Genomic DNA, 14,900 nt, shown 5'->3' on the forward strand with positions numbered 1-14,900 from the left:
ACGCCTCCCACCCTCTGGACTATGCCAATCTGACGCCGTGGACTATGCCAGTCATAGCGGGTGGCTGTCAATGGCAATTCGCCGGGCGCGCAACGGGCTACGAGCCGATCGAATACTCCTGCTGGAAAGCCCACCACTCCTGCGGGTACACGGCCTCGTCGAACTGCAGCACGGTCGCGTCCAGCGCGTGCACGGTGAGCCGATAGGCCAGCACCGCAGCGGGATTCGGCAGCCCGAGATGGGTGCGCTCGGTCTCGGTGGCCAGCCGGGCGCTGACCTGATCGCGGGCGTAGGTGACCTTGCGGCCGGTCGCCGATTCGACGTACTGGGCGGTGCCGCCGGACAGGCGCTCGCGGCTCAGCAGGCCGGGGGCGGTCTCGGCGAGCGCGCCGGGGAACCAGGAGGTGGCCAGCTCGCTCAGCCCGGATTCGTTGGTGACCAGACGGCGCCGCGCGATCACACTGCTGCCCTTGGGGATTCGCAGCGCGGAGGTGACGTGATCGGGTCCGTCCAGCAGCTCTGCGGACAGGATCGTCACCGACTCCTGCTCGGTGTACATGGTGCCGTAGCGCCGTGCCCGTTCGTAGCGCTCACGGGCCTGCGGCGCTATCCGGCTGTCGGCGACGAAGGTGCCCGCGCCGCGCTGGGAGATCACCAATCCCTGCTGCCGCAGTGTGTTCAGCGCCTTGGACGCGGTCGGTCTGGCGACCTTCCAGGCCGCGGCCAGTTCCCGTTCCGAGGGCACCTCCGCGCCGGGCGAGAGTTCGCCGCTCATGATCTGGTCGCGGATGTAGCCCGAGATCTGCAGGTACTTCGGGAGCACTTCTTCGATTTCCGGCACCGAACGCCTTCCGCTGGCGAGACCTCCATAGACCACCGGCCAGTGTAGCAATCTGCCGGCAGCCCAGGGTGCGCTACATCACAGGGGTACGGCACCGGCAAGTGGGGAGCGACGGATTTACCGGCCGGTAGAGTCTGGATTCTGTCTGACCTTGGGGTGCAGGCGCGTTGGTGGACCGAGCAGAAGGGGTTGCGACCCAGATGGCGGTACCGGATATCGGACAGCACAGGGCCCGTGAATTGTATGCGGCGGCAACCGGATCCGGTGGCGACCGCTTCGAGCTGGCGCCGGAGGTAGCGCAGAACCTGGCGGCCGCGTGCGACAAACTCATCGAGGATCTGCGAAAGGCCACGGCCACCGGCGATCTCGTCACGGGTGTGGCGGGTTTCCCGCAACTGCCCTCCGGGCAGGCGCTGACCAAGGGCTTCGGCGCCAAGGGGCGTGAATTCCTCGACACCGTCACCGCGTTCCAGGAGACGGCGCTGCTGTTCAAGGCCGCGTACCTGGCGGCAGGCCATCGGCTGGCCGAGGCCGACGCGGCGAACAAGGCCGCGCTGCAACTGATCTCCGACTACCTGGATCCGCGATGACGGGCCGCGCGCGGGGGTGATGGTGCTGGATGCCATGGCCGCGGCGGCCGCCGACGAAATCCGGGTCCGGCAGCGGGCGCTCGCCGCCGACGCTGAAACCGCCGGAGCTGGAATCGATCCCGGCTACGTACCGGAGCGTGAGCGCTTCGGCGGATACTCCCACCAGGAGATCTGGGACCGTGTGCACGAAGCGCTGGACCCCGCGGCGCTCGGCCGGGCCGCCGCGGCGTGGCAGGTCAACGCCGACGCCCTCGGCGCCGCGTTCGAGGGTTTCGCCGCGGTCGCCGGCCGCGAATTCGCGGACTGGACCGGGCGTTCGGCCGACCAGGCGCTGCGCGCCACCCAGGAGTTCGTCGCCCTGGGCCTGGGCGCGCAGGAGGTCTGCGACACCATCCGCCGGCTGCTGGAGCTGAACGGCGAAGCCGCCCAGACAATTCGGGGGGCGATCGCGCCGCCGCCGCGGTATCTGCCGCTGGACGATCCGGTGGCCGAGGCCGTGCACGGCGGCCGAAGACGGATGGAGCACGACCTGTCCGCCGCCGCCGCGCAGGCCGAGGCCCAGGACGTCATGACCTACCTCTACAACCCCACCATGCCCGCCACCGGCGACAGTGTTCCCCGCTTCGCAGGCGGGAGCGGCACACGGTGAGATGGGTACTCACCCCGGACGAATTCACCTACGTCTGGGCGAACGAAACGAATCTGGACCGGCGGCCCTATCCGGTCAACCTGATGCCCGCCTCGCTGGTACGCACCGAAACCGAGTACGCCGCACTGCGTTTGCCGCAGCGCTTCGCCCGCCAGGCCGATCCGGATCTGGCCGCCGCGCTCATGCTCTGCGCCCGCAACGACGCCACCACCCTGACCCTTTCCGGCGATCGCGGCGCCGATCGGGTGCTGGTCTTCGCGGCGGCCGTGCACCACCACGCCGCCATCCTGGTCGGCACGCCCGAGAAGATGACGGTGCAGATGTGCCACGCCCGCAACCTCGGCGAGCGCCTGGTCCAGATCATCGGCCCGAACCGGCCGGGCCGCCAGGGCGCGCTACGCGAAGCCCAGGACGCGGTGCTCAACCAGGGCGAGGCGAACACCAACGGGCATCGCGGCGCCAACCGGTTCCGCAAGATGCTGCGCCAGCCCACCGACGGCCGCGGCTTCCTCACGGTCACCGTGGAACCCGACAACCCGATGTCCCCGCCGACCCGGCACCGCACCTGGCTCGATATCAGCGGTGACGGCCGCTACCTGCTCACCACGTCGCACGACCTGATCCTCACCCCGGTTTCGGACGCGGACTTCGCCGCCCAGTTGTTGCGCCTCGCCCAAATCCGCTGACCGCCGTGGTTCTCTTGAGAGATGCCGAAGTGGACTCAGCCCGTGACCGAGGCTCTGCAGGCCGACGGCTTGCGCCTGGAAGATCTCGACACCTCCGGTACGCCCGGGTTCAGCGGTGACAAGAAGTCCGGCCAGCAACTGCTGGCCGAGCGCGCCACGGTGCTCTCGGGTCTGCAGGAGCGCCTCTACGCCAACGGCCGTTCCGGCGATCACCGCAGCGTGCTGCTGGTGTTGCAGGGCATGGACACCGCGGGCAAGGGCGGCATCGTCCGGCACGTCATCGGCTCGGTCGACCCGCAGGGTGTCGACCACGCCGCCTTCGGCGTGCCGACGCCCGAGGAGCAGCAGCACCACTACCTCTGGCGCATCCGCAACGCCCTGCCGCGGGCCGGCCAGCTCGGTGTCTTCGACCGTTCGCACTACGAGGACGTGCTCGTCGTCCGGGTGCACAATCTGGTCCCGCCCTCGGAGTGGGAACCGCGCTACGACGAGATCAACGCCTTCGAGCGGGAATTGGTGGAACAGGGCACCACGCTGGTGAAGGTCGCGATGTTCGTCTCGCTCGACGAACAGAAGCGGCGCCTGCGCGAACGGCTGGAACGACCGGACAAATACTGGAAGTTCAACCCCTCCGATATCGACGAACGCGCGTACTGGCCCGCCTATCACGAGGCATATCAGGCCATGCTGGACCGCACCAGCACCGACTGCGCACCCTGGTATGTGCTGCCCACCGACAAGAAATGGTTCGCCCGGCTCGCGGTCACCGAACTGCTCATCGACGCGCTGCAGAAGCTGAAACTGGAGTGGCCCCCGGCGGATTTCGATGTCGCCGAGCAGTTGCGCCGCCTCGAGAAAGCGTGATCGGTCTCACCACCGGCATTTTTCGGAAACTCTCAGGTTCACCCAGGAGGATGTGGGCCGTGCCCGACCGTGCCCGGAAGTTTCCCGCAACTACCATCGGGTCGGCAGAGCTGAAACCGGCAAGGCGAGCGAAAGGCGTGGTGAACGCACGGTGAGCAAGAAACCGGGTGGGCGAAAGAATCCGAATCCGCTGGCGAAGGTGCAGCGGGCCGACCGGAACCGCAATCTCGCGATCCAGCTCGGCGTGGCCGCCGTCATCATCGGCCTGATCGCGGCCATCGGGATCGGGATCGCGCTGAAGAAGAAGGAAAAAGACGATCCCGGGCCGACCCCGGCCATCGCCACGGCCCCGGCCGCGAACGGCATCACCGGCTCGATCACCGACAACGGTTCGATCCGCATCGGCAAGCCGGACGCGAAGACCACCGTGCGCGTCGTCGCCGACCTGCAGTGCCCGGCCTGCCAGAGCTTCGAGGCCCAGTACAAGGACGTGCTGGAGAAGAACGTCGCCGACGGCAAGATCGCCGTCGAGTACAACATCATCTCGTTCCTGGACAAGGCGTCGGGCACCCAGTACTCCACCCGCGCGGCCAATGCCTCCTACTGCGTCGCCGAGACCGATCCGTCGAAGTACCAGGCCTGGCTGGGCGCGATGTTCGCCCAGCAGCCGCTGGAGGGCGCCGGCGGCCTGAGCAACGACAAGATCATCGCGATCAGCAAGCAGGCCGGCTACGGCGATGAGATCGCGAGCTGCGTCAACGATCAGAAGTACAGCAAGTACATCAAGCGGATGACCGATCAGGCCTTCAGCGAGGGCATCCAGTCGACGCCGACGGTGTTCGTCAACGGCAAGCAGATCCAGCCGACGCAGCTGGAACAGGCGATCGCGGGAGCAGCAGGGCAGTGATCGACGCGCCACCCCGGTCCGCGTGGCTGGTCCTGCTGGGCGGACTGGTCGGCTGGCTGGCCTCGGTGACCCTGACCGTCGAACGGATCAGGCTCTACACCAACCCGGACTACCAGCCGTCCTGCAGCATCAACCCGATCCTGTCCTGCGGGACCGTGATGGGGCGCCCGCAGGCGTCGGTCTTCTTCGACGTACCCAACCCGCTGATCGGGGTGGTCGGCTTCTCGGTGGTCGTCACCCTCGGCGTGCTCGCGGTCTCCGGGGTCCGGATCCCGCGCTGGGCCTGGGGCGGACTGTGGGTGGGCACGCTGCTCGGCACCGGCTTCATCTGCTGGCTGATCTTCCAGAGCCTGTACCGCATCAACGCGCTGTGCCCGTACTGCATGGTGGTGTGGGCGATCATCACGCCGTTGCTGGCGGCGATCACCCAGATCCTGTGGGGCGGCGCGCGCGGCCCGCTGGGCGTGGCCGCCGAATGGCGCTGGACCGTGGTGGCGATCTTCTACGCGGTGGTCCTGCTGCTGGTCTTCCTGCAGTTCCAGGACTACTGGCTGACTTTGGTTTAGCCAGTAGCCGCCGTGCGGCGGTGGTAGGCGGCGTCGAGCACCCGGGCCAGCTCCTCGTTGAACTGTTCGTGCGCTTCGGTGTTGCCGAGATGGCCGGTCGGCAACACCGCCATCCGCACGAAACTGCCGGTCTGCCGGAGCATCTCGGCGATCTGCTCGGCGTGCGCCACGGGCGTCATGTCGTCGAAGGAGCCGGCCAGGATCGTGGTGGGCACCACCAGGTTCCGCGCCGACTCGCCGAGATCCATCTCCGCGAGCAGGAAACCGAACCGGGCCCGGACCAGCGCCGGGCAGGAGCGGACGATGTTCAGGCTGAAGTCGAGCAGATCGCCTTCGGCGGCGGTGCTCATGATCTGCCGGGCGAAGAGCCACTTCACCGGGGCGATCGGGGGGAAGACGATGGGGAATCCGAGGCCGAAGCGGCCCATCAGGAACGGCAGCGGGACCTTGAGTTTCAGCAGCCGGGCCGGCCGGTTGAACAGCGGCACCACGGTGGTCTCGAAGATCAGGTGCGCGGCGGCGGTATTGGTGAGCAGGACCGAATTCGCCCGCGCCGGTACCTGTTCGGGGTAGCGGCCCGCCCAGGCTTGCAGGGTCATCCCGCCCAGGCTGTGGCCGACCAGGACGGCGCGCTGATCGGCGGCCAGGGTCGCCTCGAGCACGTCGGCGAGGTCGTCCGCGAGCAGGTCCATGCTGAGCTTGCTCGAGCCGAACTGGCTGGCGCCGTGGCCGCGCTGGTCGTAGGCGATGACGCGGTACTCGCCGGCGAAGGCGTTGATCTGGGCGTTCCAGTATTCGATGGCGCAGGTCCAGCCGTGCACCAGCACGATGGCCGGTGCGTCCTCCGGGCCGTAGGAGTGCACGCGCAGCTGCGCGCCGTCTCGGGTGGTCACCGGAATGACCTGGTGGGAAACGGTCGGCGGATTGAACGCCGCGGTCGCGTAGGTACGGGAACGCAGGTTCGCACGATGGGTGTCGAACAGGGCGCTGGATAGGCCTGTCCACACCGTCGTCAGCAAGGCACGCATCGGACACTCCTTTGTGTTACTGATCGACACAGTAACGCGAAGGGGTGCCCGCTAGCTAGGGCTAGCAGTGAAAAGTTATGGAGTATTCAGCCTTACCAGCGTGGCCCCCGCTGCACCTCGTCCACTTTCGGGCGGACGTCGGCGAGGTAGATACCGGTGGCGATGATCGCGATGAAGGTGAGCAGCCCGAGGCCGCCCAGCCCGCCCGCGAGCAGCGGAATCACCAGTAGGAACAGGGAGACCCCGAGAATCGCCAGCCACAGCTGCTTGGTCTGCTTGTCCACCGCGGTGAAGGCGTCCGGACGCTGGCGGATCGCATGGATCAGCGCGAAAATCGTCGCGCCGAGCGCCAGCAGCCACAGCGCGGCCTCAATCCAGAGTCTCACGTGCAAGACAGTCACCTCACCATCCTAGGAGCAACCCGGCCGCTTCCTTGTGCACCGACCAGCGCACGCGGGGAGTCGTCCGGACAATTGTCCGCCTGGGAGGGGTCATAGCGGGCGGTTCTGTCGTGCCGGATGTGTGAAATCCCTTGAACAGCAAAGCGACCCCGCACCGGAAACGATGCGGGGTCGCTTTGCGAAAGGTTTACGCCTTCTTAGGGGCGGCCTTCTTCGCGGGGGCCTTCTTCGCGGCCGGAGCCTTCTTCGGGGCGGGGGCCTTGACCGGCTCGGGGGCCGGCACGGTCTCGGTGGTGACCTCGACGACCTCGGCCTCGACGACCGGGGCGGCGTCGACGACGGGCGCGTCCTCGACCTTGGCCGGGCGGCCGAGCAGGCCGTTGACCCGCTCCAGGGCTTCCTCGGCGCGCACGGCGGCATCCTTGTACGCGGCCTCGGCCCGTGCGGAGGCATCCTTGTACGCCGCTTCGACGCGCTCGATCTGGTCCTCGACCAGGTGGTTCGCGCGCAGCCGCTCGACGGTCTCCTCACCGCGCACGGCCAGGTCGGCGTAGAGCTCGAGCACCTTGGCCCGGTACTCGTCGGCCAGCTTCTTCAGCTCGTCGGCGGTGAACTTCTCGCGCAGCTCGGCGAGGTCCTCGGGCAGCTCCGAGGGCAGGCCGGCCAGACGCTCGCGCAGGCTCTCGAACTGGGCCTGCACGTCGGCGGGCACGTTGGCGAAGCGCTCCCGGGCCTCTTCGACCCGGCCGGTGACGTCGGTGCCGGCGGCGCGCTCACGCACCTGGGTCACCACATCGGTGACGACGGCGTAGACGGCATCGCCCGCGCCCACGGCGGCGAGCAGCGGCTTGGTTACGGTGACATTCTTTTCGGTCATAATTCTTCGTTCTCCTGGCGTGGCGGAGTTTCGTTTGTCGTACGCGGAACGGCGCTGTCCCATGCAATTCCCCCCTGCTCGTCTCCTCCGTTTTCCCGGCGAAACGATTCATAGATATCCAGCAGGACCTGCTTCTGCCGCTCGGAGATCGAGGTATCGGCCAGCAGGGCATCCCGGACCGGACTGTGCGGCCGTTGTTCCAGATAGCCAGCCCGTACGTACAACACCTCCGAGGACACCCGCAGTGCCTTGGCGATCTGCGCGAGTACTTCGGCGGACGGATTTCGCAATCCACGCTCGATCTGACTCAGGTACGGATTGCTCACTCCCGCCAGTGCGGCGAGCTGTCGCAGCGAGACTTGCGCGGCTTCTCGCTGAGATCTGATGAAACCTCCGATGTCGTGCGCTGCACGTCCCACTTTTTCTCCGACACCTTCGGATTGCTCGTCGGGTTGTGCGGTGTACTCGGCGGGAACCTCGGGCTGGTCTGCCATCACTCACCTTCTGGCGGTTGTACGGGTTCAATTCTAGGGCAGGGTGCTAGCTCTTGCAAGCACTCTGTTAGCACCAATCGGGCAAATGCCGGGCGGCGCTCGATCCGCAGTGCTCGCAATGGTTTTCGCGGCACGACTTACGGCTCGTCAGCCGTGGAACAGCAACTCGGAAATCGTGTAGATCGCGAGCCCGGCGAGCGCGCCGACCACCGTGCCGTTGATCCGGATGAATTGCAGATCACGCCCGACCTGCAATTCGATCTTCTTGCTCGCCTCCTCGGCGTCCCACTTGGCCACGGTATCGGTGACCAGGGTGGTGATCTCGGCGGCGTAGTTCTGCACCAGGTAGCGCACGCCGCGATCGAGCCAGCCGTCGACTTTGGCCCGCATCTCGTTGTCGTCGCGCAGCCGCTCACCGAGCTGCTGTACGTTCTCGGCCACCTTACGGCGCAGCGTACTGCCCGGATCATCGGCCGACTCCAGGATCAGCCGTTTGGCGGCGCGCCACGTGGCCTCGGCCATGCCGGTGATTTCCTCGCGGCCCATCACCTGCGCCTTGATCCGCTCCGCCTTTTTGATCATGGCGTCGTCGTGCTGGAGATCGAAGGCGAATTCCTCCAGGAAACGATTCGCCGCCAGCCGCACCTCATGGTCCGGATTGGAACGCACCTTCCAGGTGAACTCCACCAACTCCCGGTAAATCTTTTCCGCCAGCAGGATATTGGCGAATTTCGGGGCCCAGGACGGCGCGTCGCGCATGACGACCCGGTCGATGGTCTCCTGGCTGCCCAGCGCCCACTGGTGCGCGCGCTCGGCGAGCATGTCCAGCAGTGGCAGCTGCCGGTTGTCGGCCAGCAGTTCGGCCAGCACCCGGCCGATCGGCGGGCCCCACTCCGGTTCGGCGATCCGCTTGACGATGGTGTTGTCGATGATCTGCTGCACGTCCTCATCGCGCAGCACCCCGACGACCGCGCGCAGAAGCGTCGAACTCTCCTCCGCCACCCGGGCCGCGTGCCCCGGGTCGGCCATCCAGCGCCCGATCCGCAGCGACACCTCTGCCGACTGCACCTTGGCCGAAACCACCTCGGGAGCCAGGAAGTTGGTACCGACGAAACTGCCCAGGCTGGCGCCGAGCTGGTCTTTCTTCTTCCGGATGATCGCGGTGTGCGGGATCGGCAGGCCCAGCGGATGCCGGAACAGCGCGGTCACCGCGAACCAGTCGGCCAGCGCGCCGACCATGCCCGCCTCCGAGGCGGCGCGGACGTAGCCGACCCAGTCGCCGCCCTGCCCCCGCGATTCCAGCCAGCGGCAGAACAGGTACACGAGCGAGGCGAAGGCCAGCAGCCCGGTCGCAAACGCCTTCATCCGGAACAGGTCGCGCCGCTTGCTCTCGTCGTCGACGAAGAATCCATTGGGCACGGACGGGACGGACGGGGTGGGCGCAAGCGTCGTTGGCGCGTTCTCCATGATGTCCATTCTGCTGTGTCGTAGTGACGGGGCCCGGTCGCGCGCGGCCGGAATGTGTGGGATGCCCCGCATCGGGGACCCAAACGTGACGCAGTCCGGTAGCCGGGACCTAAGCTGGGAGGCAAAACCACCGCAGCGAAGAGCGCAAATTCACCAGGTTCCACGGAACCTCCGACCGAGGGAGCTAACGCTGTCCACCGAAGACCTTGTCGACGTCGACGCACGTGGCGAGCGTCCGGCGGCGCGCGGCACCGCAGTGGACGGCCGCAAGCGCCGATGGCGCCAGCACAAGATCGACCGCCGTGAGGAACTCGTCGACGGCACCCTGGCGGCCATCCGCAAACGCGGCAGCAACGCCGGCATGGACGAGATCGCCGCCGAGATCGGCGTCTCCAAAACCGTCCTCTACCGGTATTTCTCCGATAAGAACGACCTCGTGCACGCGACCATGCAGCGGTTCATCGAGACCACGCTGATGCCGCGGATCTACGGCGCGATCAACCTCGACGCCGCCGAATACGAGCTGGTGCGCTCGGCGCTGGCCGAATACGTCGGCACCGTCGACGAGGACCCCGAGGTCTACCGGTTCATCATGGGCAACGGCTCGGGTGACCAGTCCTCGCTGGCGGAGTTCGAGAAGCTCTTCGCCGAGGTGGTCTCCACGGTCATCATCGACCGCGGCCGGGCGCACGGCGCCGAGACCGAGGGCGCGCTGCTGTGGTCCTATGTGCTGGTCGGCGGCATCCAGCTGGCCACGCACTGGTGGACCACCGACAAGACGATGTCGCGCGATCAGGTCATCGATTACCTGACCATGATGGCGTGGAGCGCGATCGAGGGCATGATGCGCGCGGGCGGTTCGCCGGCGAAGTTCGCCCAGATGCCGCATGTGCTGCCCGAGAAGGAATCGGACTGACGCCACCGGGTGTGACGGGCGACTCGCGTGCCTTGCGCGGTTGGTTAGTCTGAGACGGATGCGGTGCGCCAGGGGGCACCGTCTGCGCGGTCGGCACCAACGGAGGTACCTCGATGGCGAAGCAAGTCCCGACTTCCCGGCTTGCTCGCGGCACCAAACTGGGTGCCGTCGCTGCCAGTTCGGTGTTGCGCAGTCAGCGCACCCGCCTGTCCATGCGCGGCAGATCCGAGGCCGTGCGCGCGAAGATGGCCGAGGAGTCGATGATCCGCACCACCGAGCAGGTGGTCATGGTGCTGGGCACCATGAAGGGCGTCGCCATGAAGCTGGGCCAGATGCTGTCGGTGCTGGATCTGGACCTGGTCCCTGAGGCGCATCGGGAGCGCTTCCAGAAGCGGCTGGCCGTGCTGCGCGACTCGGCGCCGAACGTGTCGTTCGAGGCGATGAAGCAGGTCATCGAGGAAGACTTCGGCCGCACCCTGGACGAGGTCTTCGCCGAGTTCGACCCGGAAGCGGTGGCGGCGGCCTCGATCGGCCAGGTGTACCGGGCGCGGCTGCACGACGGCCGGGATGTCGCGGTGAAGGTGCAGTACCCCGGTATCGACGCCGCGGTGCGCGCGGACCTGAAGAACCTCAACATGTTCCGCAAGGTGCTGCAGTCGGCGCTGCCCTGGGTGACGCCCGCGGTACTGGACGAGCTGCGGCTGAACATGGAGGGCGAGCTCGACTATCACGCCGAGGCCGCCACTCAGCTGGAGATCGCCGAGCTCTACGCCGGGCATCCGTTCATCGTGGTGCCGCGGTCGCTGCCGGAGCTGAGTTCGACCCGGGTGCTGGTCAGCGAGTACCTGCCGGGCCGGGGCTTCGAGGAGATCCGGCAGCTGCCCGATGCCGAACGGAATCGGATCGGCGAGATCATCTACCGGTTCTACGTGGGTTCGCTGTTCACGTTCAACGAGTTCTGCGGTGACCCGCACCCCGGCAATGTGATGCTGGCCGACGACGGCCGCGTCGGCTTCCTGGATTTCGGTCTGTTCAACCGGATGGATCCGGACTACGTGAAGTTCGAGGCGATCTGCCTGCGCGCGGCCGCCGAGGACCGCGCGGAAGACTTGCAGCGGTTGATGATCGAGCGCGGCGTGATCGAATCCCCGGAGGAGGTCGGCCCCGAGGAATGCCTGGAATACGTGCTGGCCGCCTCGGAATGGTGCCTGATCGACGAGGAGCTCACCATCACCCCGGACCTGGCCAGCGGCGCGTTCCTGCTCGCGGTCGACCCGCGCGCCAGTGAATTCGCCGGCATGAAGCAGCAGAATCTGCCGCCGGAACATCTGTTCTCCCGGCGCGCGGATTTCCTCACCTTCGGCATGCTCGGGCAGCTCAACTGCACCGCGAACTGGCATCGGGTGGCCCGCGAATGGCTCTACGACGAGCCGGCGGTCACCGAACTCGGCAAGATCCACGCGGAATGGCTGGCGGAGCATCCGCCGGTAACTCCGAAGAAGAAAACGCGCGCCAAGCGCCCCCGACGTACCTGAGCGAAAAGAGTCTTCCCCATGGCAGAGAATCGCGAATTCGACCTGATCCTGTTCGGCGCGACGGGTTTCGTCGGCAAGCTGACCGCCGAGTACCTGCGTGACGCGGCGCCGGCGACGGTTCGGATCGGGCTGGCCGGGCGGTCGCTGGACAAGCTGACCAGCGTGCGCGCCGAACTCGGTGCGGGAGCTGCCGATTGGGGCCTGATCGTGGCGGACTCCGGCGATCAGGAAGCGCTGGACGCGATGGCGGCGCGCGCCAAAGTCGTTGTCACCACGGTGGGCCCGTACCTGCGCTACGGCATGCCGCTGGTCGCGGCGTGCGCCAAGGCGGGCACGCACTACGCCGACCTCACCGGTGAGCCGTTGTTCATCCGCGATGCCATCGACGCCTACCACGACGAGGCCGTGGCCAGCGGCGCGAAGATCGTGAATTCCTGTGGCTACGACTCGATTCCGTCGGATCTGAGCGTGTACCAGCTGTACCGGGCCACGGTCGCCGACAACACCGGCGAACTCGAGGACACCACGCTGATCGCCTCGCTCAAGGGCGGCGTCAGCGGCGGCACCATCGACTCCGGGCGGGCCATGATGGAGGCCATCGCCGCGGATTCCTCGAAGGCGTCGGTGATGATGCACCCGTACTCGCTGAGCCCGGACAAGTCGATGGACCCCGACGTGGGCCGCCAATCCGATCAGGCGCTGGAGCGCGCCAGCAAGATCGATCCGAGCCTGGACGGCTGGGTGTCGACCTTCGTCATGGCCGCGCACAACACCAAGGTCGTGCGGCGCAGCAACGGCCTGCTGGGCTGGGTGTACGGCAAGAACTTCCGCTACCGCGAGGTAATGAGCGCGGGCAAGTCCGCCGCCGCGCCGCTGGTCGCCGCCGGTATGGCCGGCGGCATCGTCGCGACCATGGCGGTCGGCGCGGTGCTCTCGCGCGCCGAGGTGGGCCGCAAGCTACTGGACCGCGTGTTGCCCAAGCCGGGCACCGGGCCGAGCGAAAAAGCCCGCGAGAGTGGCTGGTTCGCCATGAAGACCTACGCGCGCACCACCTCCGGCGCGAAGTACGTGGCCACGTTCTCCGGCAAGGGCGACCCGGGCTACAAGGCCACCGCGGTCCTGCTCGGCGAGTCCGGGCTGTGCCTGGCGCTGGACACCGGCAAACAGCCGGAGCTCGCGGGCATCCTGACCCCGGCCGCCGCCATGGGCGAAGCACTCACCGAACGGCTGCGTGCGGCAGGCATGACCATTGAAGTCGAACGCGCCTGACCATACTGCGTTGCGGCGGCATCGAAACCGGTGCCGCCATGTGCGACCGGCGCGCAGGCTGTGCGCCGAGCTAGCTCCGCTTCCGGAGCTCCCCAACGACGAGGAGCCGCAATGAATCTGGCCCGCCGCGCGATGAATCACCCGGCCTTGGCGGCTGTTTACGAGCGCGCCTGGCGACCCGCGGCGTTCTTTGCCGCCAGCGGACGCACCATGGACACCGACCGCCGCGACGCGGTCCGGCAGTTGCGGCTCGGGGGATCACAGAAAGTGCTCGATATCGCTTGCGGGCCCGGCAATTTCACCAGGTATTTGAGTAATACATTGTCCGGCAATGGCTTCGCGGTCGGCTTGGATTACTCGCAGCCGATGTTGGCTCGCGCGGTCTCCGACAACACGGGCCCGCGGGTCGGCTATCTCCGCGGCGACGCCGCCCGGCTACCGTTCGCGGACGGCACTTTCGACGCGGTCTGCTGCTTCGGCGCGCTGTACCTGATCCCCGACCCGATCACCGCCACCCGCGAAATGGCGCGGGTGCTGGCACCGGGCGGCCGGATCGCGATCAGCACCAGCCACCGCGACAACTCCGCGTTCGGTCAGGTCAGCAAGGTTGTCGGCGGCTGGAGCGGGCTGCGCGTCTTCGACAGCGCGACCTTTCCCGGCCTGTTCGCGGAGCTGGGTCTGGTCGAGGTCGAGCAGCAGGTGCACGGCCTGCTGCAATACGTCAGCGCGACGCGGCCGGCCTAGATGGTGGCCGTGTCGATGACGAAGCGGTAGCGCACGTCGCTGGCGACCACCCGGTCGTAGGCGTTGTCGATCTCGTCGGCGGAGATCACCTCGATCTCCGCGCCGATCCCGTGCTGGGCACAGAAGTTCAGCATCTCCTGGGTCTGTGCGATACCGCCGATCATCGAGCCCGCCAGTGACCGGCGGTAGCCCGCGATCGTGAAAGGCTTGACCGCCAGCGGCTTTTCGGGCAGGCCGAGGATGACCAGGGTGCCGTTCAGGTTCAGCAGCCGCATGTAGCTGTCGATCGGCAGGTCCGCGGAGACGGTGTTGATGATCAGGTCGAAGCGGTTGCGCAGTTCCTTGAAGGTCTGCTTGTCGCTGGTCGCGTAGTAGTGGTGCGCGCCGAAGCGCTTGCCGTCCTCCTGCTTGCTCAGCGAATGGCTGAGCACGGTGACCTCCGCGCCCATGGCCGCGGCGATCTTCACCCCGACGTGTCCGAGCCCGCCCATGCCGATGATCGCGACCTTCTTGCCGGGACCCGCGTTCCAGTGCCGCAGCGGCGAGAACAGCGTGACGCCGGCGCACAGCAGCGGCGCGGCCACGTCCAGGCCGATGCCCTCCGGGATCTGCACCACGAAGTTCTCGGTCACCACGACCTGGGTCGAGTAGCCGCCCATGGTGTAGCCGTCCGGCTGCACCGACGGATCGACCTCGGAGTTGTAGGTCATGGTGTTGCCGTTGGCGCAGTACTGCTCCTCGTCGGCCAGGCACGGGCCGCACTTGCCGCAGGAGTCCACCATGCAGCCGACGCCGACCCGGTCGCCCACCTGGTGCCTGCTGACGGCGCTGCCGACGGCGGCGACCACGCCCGCGATCTCGTGGCCCGGCACGCACGGATATTTGGTGCCGCCCCACTCGTCGCGCGCGGTGTGGATGTCGGAATGGCAGATACCCGCGAACTTGACGTCGATGAGCACGTCGTGCGCGCCGAGCTCCCGTCGTTCGATGGTGACCTTCTCGAAGGCGCCGTCCGGCGCGGGGATGGCATAGGCTGCGGCGCTCGTCATGAATACATGCCTACCGC

The 14,900-nt window shown here is 67.3% G+C and carries 17 protein-coding genes; 10 read left to right on the plus strand and 7 right to left on the minus strand.

What is annotated here, in order from left to right; genetic code table 11:
• Positions 1-97 precede the first annotated feature (97 nt).
• Positions 98-841, minus strand: a complete 744-nt coding sequence (locus AB0M14_RS20020; RefSeq protein ID WP_364997051.1) for a GntR family transcriptional regulator — start codon at positions 839-841, stop codon at positions 98-100.
• 200 nt (positions 842-1,041) lie between these two features.
• On the opposite strand from AB0M14_RS20020, the gene AB0M14_RS20025 reads away from it, so the two are divergent.
• The 6 genes from AB0M14_RS20025 (at position 1,042) to AB0M14_RS20050 (ending at position 5,103) form a co-directional block, all read left to right on the plus strand.
• Complete coding sequence (locus AB0M14_RS20025; protein ID WP_364997053.1) at positions 1,042-1,431, plus strand: hypothetical protein; 390 nt, start codon at positions 1,042-1,044, stop codon at positions 1,429-1,431.
• Between the two features lie 19 nt (positions 1,432-1,450).
• Positions 1,451-2,080, plus strand: a complete 630-nt coding sequence (locus AB0M14_RS20030; protein ID WP_364997055.1) for a hypothetical protein — start codon at positions 1,451-1,453, stop codon at positions 2,078-2,080.
• Complete coding sequence (locus AB0M14_RS20035) at positions 2,077-2,766, plus strand: ESX secretion-associated protein EspG (RefSeq protein WP_364997057.1); 690 nt, start codon at positions 2,077-2,079, stop codon at positions 2,764-2,766. Before AB0M14_RS20030 ends, AB0M14_RS20035 begins: the two co-directional genes overlap by 4 nt.
• A 21-nt stretch (positions 2,767-2,787) precedes the next feature.
• Entirely contained in the window at positions 2,788-3,630 is an 843-nt protein-coding gene (locus tag AB0M14_RS20040; RefSeq protein WP_364997059.1) for a polyphosphate kinase 2 family protein, read from the plus strand.
• 151 nt (positions 3,631-3,781) lie between these two features.
• A complete protein-coding gene (locus tag AB0M14_RS20045; protein ID WP_364997061.1) occupies positions 3,782-4,537 on the plus strand; it encodes a thioredoxin domain-containing protein in 756 nt (251 codons plus the stop codon).
• Complete coding sequence (locus tag AB0M14_RS20050; protein WP_364997063.1) at positions 4,534-5,103, plus strand: vitamin K epoxide reductase family protein; 570 nt, start codon at positions 4,534-4,536, stop codon at positions 5,101-5,103. Before AB0M14_RS20045 ends, AB0M14_RS20050 begins: the two co-directional genes overlap by 4 nt.
• On the opposite strand, the gene AB0M14_RS20055 is transcribed toward AB0M14_RS20050, so the two are convergent.
• The 5 genes from AB0M14_RS20055 to AB0M14_RS20075 all read right to left on the minus strand — a co-directional run bounded on the left by AB0M14_RS20055 (position 5,100) and on the right by AB0M14_RS20075 (position 9,268).
• Complete coding sequence (locus AB0M14_RS20055) at positions 5,100-6,131, minus strand: alpha/beta hydrolase (protein ID WP_364997065.1); 1,032 nt, start codon at positions 6,129-6,131, stop codon at positions 5,100-5,102. The two genes, AB0M14_RS20050 and AB0M14_RS20055, sit on opposite strands and share 4 nt — an antisense overlap.
• 92 nt (positions 6,132-6,223) lie before the next feature.
• Positions 6,224-6,523, minus strand: a complete 300-nt coding sequence (locus AB0M14_RS20060) for a DUF2516 family protein (protein ID WP_364998962.1) — start codon at positions 6,521-6,523, stop codon at positions 6,224-6,226.
• A gap of 196 nt (positions 6,524-6,719) precedes the next feature.
• Positions 6,720-7,409, minus strand: a complete 690-nt coding sequence (locus AB0M14_RS20065) for a heparin-binding hemagglutinin (RefSeq protein WP_364997067.1) — start codon at positions 7,407-7,409, stop codon at positions 6,720-6,722.
• A complete protein-coding gene (locus AB0M14_RS20070; protein WP_364997069.1) occupies positions 7,406-7,903 on the minus strand; it encodes a helix-turn-helix transcriptional regulator in 498 nt (165 codons plus the stop codon). The genes AB0M14_RS20065 and AB0M14_RS20070 overlap by 4 nt, the downstream gene beginning before the upstream one ends.
• A gap of 147 nt (positions 7,904-8,050) precedes the next feature.
• Entirely contained in the window at positions 8,051-9,268 is a 1,218-nt protein-coding gene (locus AB0M14_RS20075) for a DUF445 family protein (protein ID WP_364998964.1), read from the minus strand.
• Positions 9,269-9,626: 358 nt separating this feature from the next.
• Here AB0M14_RS20075 and AB0M14_RS20080 point away from each other — a divergent pair, with 358 nt between their 5' ends.
• The 4 genes from AB0M14_RS20080 to AB0M14_RS20095 all read left to right on the plus strand — a co-directional run bounded on the left by AB0M14_RS20080 (position 9,627) and on the right by AB0M14_RS20095 (position 13,834).
• Positions 9,627-10,286 (plus strand): TetR/AcrR family transcriptional regulator, encoded by a 660-nt coding sequence (locus AB0M14_RS20080; protein ID WP_364997071.1) that lies wholly within the window; start codon positions 9,627-9,629, stop codon positions 10,284-10,286.
• Between the two features lie 113 nt (positions 10,287-10,399).
• The gene (locus AB0M14_RS20085) at positions 10,400-11,821 is read left to right on the plus strand and encodes an AarF/ABC1/UbiB kinase family protein (protein ID WP_364997073.1); all 1,422 of its coding nucleotides are present in this window, start codon (positions 10,400-10,402) and stop codon (positions 11,819-11,821) included.
• An 18-nt stretch (positions 11,822-11,839) separates the two neighbouring features.
• Positions 11,840-13,090: a saccharopine dehydrogenase NADP-binding domain-containing protein gene (locus AB0M14_RS20090; RefSeq protein ID WP_364997075.1), complete on the plus strand. Its 1,251-nt coding sequence runs from the start codon at positions 11,840-11,842 to the stop codon at positions 13,088-13,090.
• 111 nt (positions 13,091-13,201) lie between these two features.
• On the plus strand, positions 13,202-13,834 hold the full coding sequence (locus tag AB0M14_RS20095) for a methyltransferase domain-containing protein (protein WP_364997077.1): 633 nt from the start codon (positions 13,202-13,204) through the stop codon (positions 13,832-13,834).
• On the opposite strand, the gene AB0M14_RS20100 is transcribed toward AB0M14_RS20095, so the two are convergent.
• Positions 13,831-14,883: an NAD(P)-dependent alcohol dehydrogenase gene (locus tag AB0M14_RS20100; protein ID WP_364997079.1), complete on the minus strand. Its 1,053-nt coding sequence runs from the start codon at positions 14,881-14,883 to the stop codon at positions 13,831-13,833. The two genes, AB0M14_RS20095 and AB0M14_RS20100, sit on opposite strands and share 4 nt — an antisense overlap.
• Positions 14,884-14,900 lie beyond the last annotated feature (17 nt).

The organism is Nocardia sp. NPDC051832 (assembly GCF_040681285.1).
Taxonomy (GTDB): Bacteria; Actinomycetota; Actinomycetes; order Mycobacteriales; family Mycobacteriaceae; genus Nocardia.